The sequence below is a fragment of the Mesorhizobium sp. M7A.F.Ca.CA.002.09.1.1 genome (assembly GCF_003998555.1).
Taxonomy (GTDB): Bacteria; Pseudomonadota; Alphaproteobacteria; order Rhizobiales; family Rhizobiaceae; genus Mesorhizobium; species Mesorhizobium ciceri.
On the sequence record NZ_RZRR01000399.1, the window covers coordinates 1 to 4,899 of the forward strand.

Genomic DNA, 4,899 nt, shown 5'->3' on the forward strand with positions numbered 1-4,899 from the left:
GCCCTCTTCGGCGCTGGAACGGCTGGTCGCGCTCGCTGCGGGCAAGCCGGTTTTCGCGATTGCCATTTCGCCGGCCAAGGTGGTGCGGTTGCTACCGGTGCTGAAGGAGCTTTCGCTGGTCTTCATGAACCGGCGCGAGGCCATGGCGCTGGCCGGCGTCGCCGCGAATGCCACGGAGCGCGAGGTCGTCGACGGGTTGCGATGCAGCGGCCTCGTCAGCGGCGTGGTGACGGCAGGCGGCGGGCCCATGCTGGGCTTCGATGAAGCCGGCGCCTTCTCTATCCTGCCGCCGCCACCAAGAAAGGTCGCCGACGTCACCGGCGCCGGTGATGCGCTGGCAGGCGCAACGGTCGCTGCCTTGCTGCGCGGACTGCCGTTGCGGGCAGCTCTGCGCGAAGGCATTGCCGGGGCGACGCTTGCCATCGAAAGCGCCGCCGCCGTTCCGGAGTTCACCGCGGCGAGCTTCGCGGAAGCGTTGGCTCTTGTGCCGGATGCCAGGGAAATGGCATGAGACCGGCGAATTCATAGTGCCGCGATGTTGCCGAGCGTCCGACGGACGCGCCGCATTCCGGATAGGAGACCTTGATGACCCCTGAGACCGCCCGCCCCTTCATCGACATCCACGCGCCGGTGGCGCAGGCCCTGGCCGACGGCCGGCCGGTGGTGGTGCTGGAAAGCACCATCATCACCCATGGCATGCCCTACCCCGACAATGGCGCCATGGCGGCCGATGTCGAAAAGATCATCAGCGATGGCGGCGCCGTGCCGGCGACGATCGCCGTGGTTGGCGGCCGCATCAAGATCGGGCTTTCGGACGGCGAGCGCGAATCGCTGGCGATGACGGGCGACGCGATGAAGCTGTCGCGCGCCGATCTCGGTTTTGCCGTGGCGCAAGGGCGCACCGGCGGCACCACGGTCGCCGCCACGATGATCGCGGCGCATATGGTCGGCATAAAAGTGTTTGCCACCGGCGGCATCGGCGGCGTGCACAAGGGCGCCGAAAAGAGCTTTGACATTTCCGCCGATCTCGACGAGCTGGCGCGCACCCCGGTGATTGTCGTCTCGGCCGGCGCCAAGGCGATCCTCGACATCGAAAAGACGCTGGAAGTGCTGGAGACGCGCGGCGTGCCGGTGATCGGCCATGGCTGCGAGACGATGCCGGCCTTCTGGTCCAGGCAATCGCCGTTCCGCGCGCCGCTGACCTTGCACGAGCCGGAAGAGATCGCGCATTTCTACCAGACGAGGGCAGCACTTGGGCTTGCTGGCGGCATGCTGATTGCCAATCCTGTGCCGGAAAACCAGGAAATCCCGGCTGCGGAGATGGCGGGCTATATCGACGCCGCGCAGAAGGCCGCCGAGGCACAACATGTCACCGGCAAGGCAGTGACGCCATTCCTGCTGGGAAAGATCCTCGAACTGACCGGCGGCAGGAGCCTGAAGACCAACATCGCGCTGGTGGAAAACAATGCAAGGTTGGCGGCGAGGATAGCCAGGGCATTGTAGGGCACGGCCTCCAAGGTCGGCGGGACAGAGGGGGGTGCTGTCCCTCCGCTGTGCCAAGAAGGTTGGCATTCACTTCCCCGCCCGCCGCCCCGCCTCATACGCCCGGCGTGCCCAGGCCGCCATCTCCTCGGGATCATCGAAAGCGCTGTCGGGAACGCTCCAGTAGGGCATGGCGACCAGCTTGCCGTGGCGCGAGCCGGTATAGGTCCATTGCGTGCAGCCGGCGGCCTCGAACTCGGGCGCGCTTTGCTCGTCGGCTTTCAGCATCAATTCGCCACGCAACACGATGGCGACGATGACGCCGTCGAAATAGATGCCCTTGCCGCCGAACAGTTTGCGGATGCTGACAGGGCCGAGACCCTCGAACAGTTCGGCGATGCGTTCATTGTCCATGCCGCGATCATGTCACCGGCATCTGGCCTTGTCATCGCCGCAACCAAAATCATGCTGACAGGTTGAGAGAGGTATCGGAGTTTTCCCGCCATGCCGCTTCTGCTGAAAGGGTCCTGTCGCTGCAATGCCGTGCGTTTCGAGGTGGAGAGCCACACGCCGGCGCCATTCATGCTGTGCTACTGCTCGATCTGCCGCAAGCAGCAGGGCGGCGGCGGGTTTGCCATCAATCTCGGTGCCGACAACGAGACACTGAACATCAGGGGCAAGCGCAGCCTCGGCGTCTTTCGGGCGGAGATCGAGGACGACGAGCATCCGCATTGCGAAATCTCAACCGGCGAGCGCAATTTCTGCAAGAAATGCGGCTCAGCCCTTTGGCTCTACGATCCAACCTGGCCGGAGCTTGTGCATCCCTTCGCCTCGGCGATCGACAGCGACCTGCCCATCCCACAGAGCAAGGTGCACCTGATGCTGAAATACAAGGCGAACTGGGTCGAGCCGGTGGTTGGCAAGCACGACAAGGTCTTCGACGTCTATCCCGAGGAATCGATCGCCGATTGGCACAAGCGGACGGGCATGTGGGTGGAGTGAGTTTCTTCGCCCCGTTTACGGGGAGGTGAGGAGTGATCCGCGCAGCGAACGAAAAGCCAATTGCTTGGATTTTCTAACGACGTACGCCGGCAGGCTGGGCGGAGCTAACTCTGGAGAGGCTGGCGCTGCCCCTCATCCGTCACTTCGTGACACTTTCTCCGCGTAAACGGGGCGAAGGAAAAAATCAGGCCGAAGCGCGTGCCTCTGCCAGTGCCTTCAGGTCGGCCGGCTTCAGTTCGACGGATTCGCCGCAGCCGCAGGCCGAGCTCTGGTTCGGGTTGTGGAAGGTGAAGCCGGTGCGCAGCGTCGTCTGCTCGAAATCCATCTCGGTGCCGAACAGGAATAGCGCGGCCTCGGGCGCGACATAGACATGAGCGCCGTCGCGCTCGATATGGTCGTCCTTGGTGTTGGGCTCGGTCACCAGATCGACCGTATATTCCATGCCGGCGCAGCCGCCCTTCTTGATGCCGAGGCGGATGCCATGCGCGTTGTCGCGGGTGGCGACGATCTCGCGCACCCGGTCGGCGGCCTTTTCGGTCATGGTGATGACGGCGAAGCGTCCCATTCTTTTTCCTTCCATTCCATGCAGGTTCAAGGCCTGCCGAATGATTCCTCACCTAAAATGGTGAAGTTTTATCCCTCGCGCAAGTGTGCCAGGCTTGACGCTAGTACCAGCCCACCGCCACCTGCGCCTCTTCCGACATGCGGTCGGCCGACCATGGCGGGTCGAAGGTCATGTTGACCTCGACGCCGGACACGCCTTCGACGGCGCCGACGGCATTTTCGACCCAGCCGGGCATTTCGCCGGCGACAGGGCAGCCGGGAGCGGTCAGCGTCATGTCGATCTTGACCGAGCGATTGTCCTCGATGTCGATCTTGTAGATGAGGCCGAGTTCGTAGATATCGGCCGGGATTTCCGGATCGTAGACCGTCTTCAGCGCCGATACGATGTCGTCGGTCAACCGCGCCAGTTCGTCGGCTGGAATGGCCGATCCCGAAACCAGCGCATTGGGCGCGGTTTCCGGGGTGGTCTCGGCAGCGATGCTTGCATCATCCATGGTCGTCACCCAAACAAATCGTCATCCGCAGAATTTGCGCGCTTTCTCAAGCGCCTCGGCCAAAGCGTCGACTTCGGCCCTGGTATTATACATGCCGAACGATGCCCTGCATGTGGAGGTTACGCCGAAACGTTTCAACAGCGGCTGGGCGCAATGGGTGCCCGCGCGGACAGCAACGCCCTGCCTGTCTATCACCATCGACACGTCGTGCGCATGAATGCCTTGCAGTTCGAACGAGATGATGGCGCCCTTGCCGGGCGCATCGCCGAAGATGCGCAGCGAATTGATGGCGCGCAGCCGCTCATGCGCATAAGTCTTGAGGTCTTCCTCATGCGCGGCGATGCGCTCGCGGCCGATCGTTTCCATATAGTCGAGCGCGGCACCCAGTCCGATCGCCTGCACGATCGGCGGCGTGCCGGCTTCGAAACGATGCGGCGGCTCGTTGTAGGTGACGATGTCTTCCGTCACCTCCTCGATCATCTCGCCACCGCCCATGAAGGGGCGCATGCCCTGGAGAATGTCCTTCTTGCCGTAGAGCACCCCGATGCCCGAAGGGCCATAAACCTTGTGCCCGGTGAAGACGAAGAAGTCGCAGTCGAGATCCTGCACATCGATCGGCATATGCACGGCGCTCTGGCTGCCGTCGACGAGGACGGGAATTCCACGCGCATGCGCGATGCGCACGATTTCCTTGATCGGCGTCACCGTGCCCAGCGCATTCGACATCTGCGTGACGGCGACCAGTTTGGTGCGGTCGGTCAGCCGTTTTTCGAATTCCTCGATGTGGAGGACGCCGAGATCGTCGACCGGCACCCAGACCAGCTTGGCGCCCTGCCGCTCGCGGATAAAATGCCAGGGAACGATGTTGGAGTGGTGCTCCATGATCGACAGCACGATCTCGTCGCCCTCGCCGATGTTGGGCATGCCATAGCCATAGGCCACGGTGTTGATGGCCGAGGTCGTGTTCGAGGTGAAGATGATGTTGTCGGTGCTTGGCGCGTTGAGGAAACGGCGTACCGTTTCGCGCGCCTTTTCGTAGGCGTCGGTCGCGGCATTGGACAGGAAATGCAGGCCACGATGGACGTTGGCATATTCCTGGCTGTAGGCGTGCTGGACAGCGTCGAGCACCGCCTGCGGCTTCTGTGCCGAGGCGCCATTGTCGAGATAGACCAGCTTCTTGCCATAGACTTCCCGCGACAGGATCGGGAAATCGCGGCGGATCGCTTCGACGTCGTAGGGAATGTTTTCGAGTTTCTGGTCCATTTCAAAGTCCTTGCCGGCCAAGGCCGAGATCCTTCCAACACCCCTCATCCGACCGAGCTTCGCTCGGCCACCTTCTCCCACAAGGGGAGAAGGT

Annotated in this window: 7 protein-coding genes; 3 read left to right on the forward strand and 4 right to left on the reverse strand. The window is 62.9% G+C overall.

Annotation, left to right across the window (positions count from 1 at the left end):
* The coding region (locus EN994_RS17910; RefSeq protein WP_245466043.1) for a PfkB family carbohydrate kinase at positions 1-511 on the forward strand (511 nt) is incomplete at its 5' end.
* Between the two features lie 74 nt (positions 512-585).
* A complete protein-coding gene (locus EN994_RS17915) occupies positions 586-1,503 on the forward strand; it encodes a pseudouridine-5'-phosphate glycosidase (protein WP_063167811.1) in 918 nt (305 codons plus the stop codon).
* 69 nt (positions 1,504-1,572) lie between these two features.
* Here the strand turns inward: EN994_RS17915 and EN994_RS17920 are convergent, their stop codons facing one another.
* Positions 1,573-1,896: a TfoX/Sxy family protein gene (locus EN994_RS17920; RefSeq protein WP_063167810.1), complete on the reverse strand. Its 324-nt coding sequence runs from the start codon at positions 1,894-1,896 to the stop codon at positions 1,573-1,575.
* A 90-nt stretch (positions 1,897-1,986) separates the two neighbouring features.
* Here EN994_RS17920 and EN994_RS17925 point away from each other — a divergent pair, with 90 nt between their 5' ends.
* Entirely contained in the window at positions 1,987-2,484 is a 498-nt protein-coding gene (locus EN994_RS17925) for a GFA family protein (protein WP_013532155.1), read from the forward strand.
* Between the two features lie 184 nt (positions 2,485-2,668).
* On the opposite strand, the gene sufA is transcribed toward EN994_RS17925, so the two are convergent.
* The 3 genes from sufA to EN994_RS17940 form a co-directional block, all read right to left on the reverse strand.
* The gene (sufA, locus tag EN994_RS17930) at positions 2,669-3,049 is read right to left on the reverse strand and encodes a Fe-S cluster assembly scaffold SufA (protein WP_013532156.1); all 381 of its coding nucleotides are present in this window, start codon (positions 3,047-3,049) and stop codon (positions 2,669-2,671) included.
* Positions 3,050-3,149: 100 nt separating this feature from the next.
* Positions 3,150-3,542, reverse strand: a complete 393-nt coding sequence (locus EN994_RS17935; protein ID WP_013532157.1) for an SUF system Fe-S cluster assembly protein — start codon at positions 3,540-3,542, stop codon at positions 3,150-3,152.
* Between the two features lie 21 nt (positions 3,543-3,563).
* Positions 3,564-4,805, reverse strand: coding sequence for a cysteine desulfurase (locus EN994_RS17940; RefSeq protein ID WP_127307691.1), 1,242 nt, complete (start codon positions 4,803-4,805; stop codon positions 3,564-3,566).
* Between the last annotated feature and the right edge of the window lie 94 nt (positions 4,806-4,899).

What these genes read in the sequence shown, in the direction of transcription:
- EN994_RS17935 (WP_013532157.1), bottom strand. Translation starts at nt 3,542, where the DNA reads ATGGATGATGCAAGCATCGCTGCCGAGACCACCCCGGAAACCGCGCCC.
- sufA (WP_013532156.1), bottom strand. Translation starts at nt 3,049, where the DNA reads ATGGGACGCTTCGCCGTCATCACCATGACCGAAAAGGCCGCCGACCGG.
- EN994_RS17915 (WP_063167811.1), top strand. Translation starts at nt 586, where the DNA reads ATGACCCCTGAGACCGCCCGCCCCTTCATCGACATCCACGCGCCGGTG.
- EN994_RS17925 (WP_013532155.1), top strand. Translation starts at nt 1,987, where the DNA reads ATGCCGCTTCTGCTGAAAGGGTCCTGTCGCTGCAATGCCGTGCGTTTC.
- EN994_RS17940 (WP_127307691.1), bottom strand. Translation starts at nt 4,805, where the DNA reads ATGGACCAGAAACTCGAAAACATTCCCTACGACGTCGAAGCGATCCGC.
- EN994_RS17920 (WP_063167810.1), bottom strand. Translation starts at nt 1,896, where the DNA reads ATGGACAATGAACGCATCGCCGAACTGTTCGAGGGTCTCGGCCCTGTC.